Source organism: Streptomyces rubellomurinus, assembly GCF_000961885.1.
Taxonomy (GTDB): Bacteria; Actinomycetota; Actinomycetes; order Streptomycetales; family Streptomycetaceae; genus Kitasatospora; species Kitasatospora rubellomurina.
This window is the reverse complement of the sequence record NZ_JZKH01000299.1, coordinates 1-578: the sequence shown is the minus strand read 5'-3', so window position 1 is coordinate 578 and position 578 is coordinate 1. Positions and strand designations below refer to the sequence as shown.

Here is a 578-nt window from a genome sequence, read left to right as displayed (position 1 = left end):
TGGCCGGCGATCCGGTGCAGGCCGCCCTGTGGGGCCTGCTGCGGACCGCCCGCACCGAGTACCCGGAGCGGACGATCCGCCTGCTGGACCTGGACGAGGCCGCGTCCCCCGAGACGACCGCGCGCGCTCTGTTCAGCACGGGCGAGCCGGAGTTGGCCGTGATCGGCGGCCGGGTCACGGCTCCGAGGCTGGTGCGGGTCTCGGCGGCGGACGCGTCCGAGCGGGTCGTGTTGGACCCGGAGCGGACGGTCCTTGTCACCGGCGGGACCGGCGAGTTGGGCCGGGAGTTGGCCGAGCACCTGGTGCGCCACCACGGCGTGCGTCACCTCGTGCTGACTTCCCGCCAGGGCGAGGCAGCCCCCGGCGCAGCAGACGTGTGCAGCGCCCTCGTCGCGGCCGGTGCGGAGAGCGTGCGGATCGAGGCGTGCGACGTCGCGGACCGCGAGCAGATCGCGACGGTTGTCAACGGCCTTGGTGGCGCGCTCGGTTCGGTGTTCCACCTGGCCGCCGTCCTGGACGACGGCCTGCTCGCCGGCCAGAGCGCCGAGCGCTTCGCCCGCGTCCTGGCCCCGAAGGCC

At 75.1% G+C, this 578-nt stretch carries 1 protein-coding gene; it reads left to right on the top strand.

The window, feature by feature from the left end:
• On the top strand, positions 1-578 hold a 578-nt coding region (locus tag VM95_RS37920; RefSeq protein WP_045706140.1), incomplete at both ends, for an SDR family NAD(P)-dependent oxidoreductase.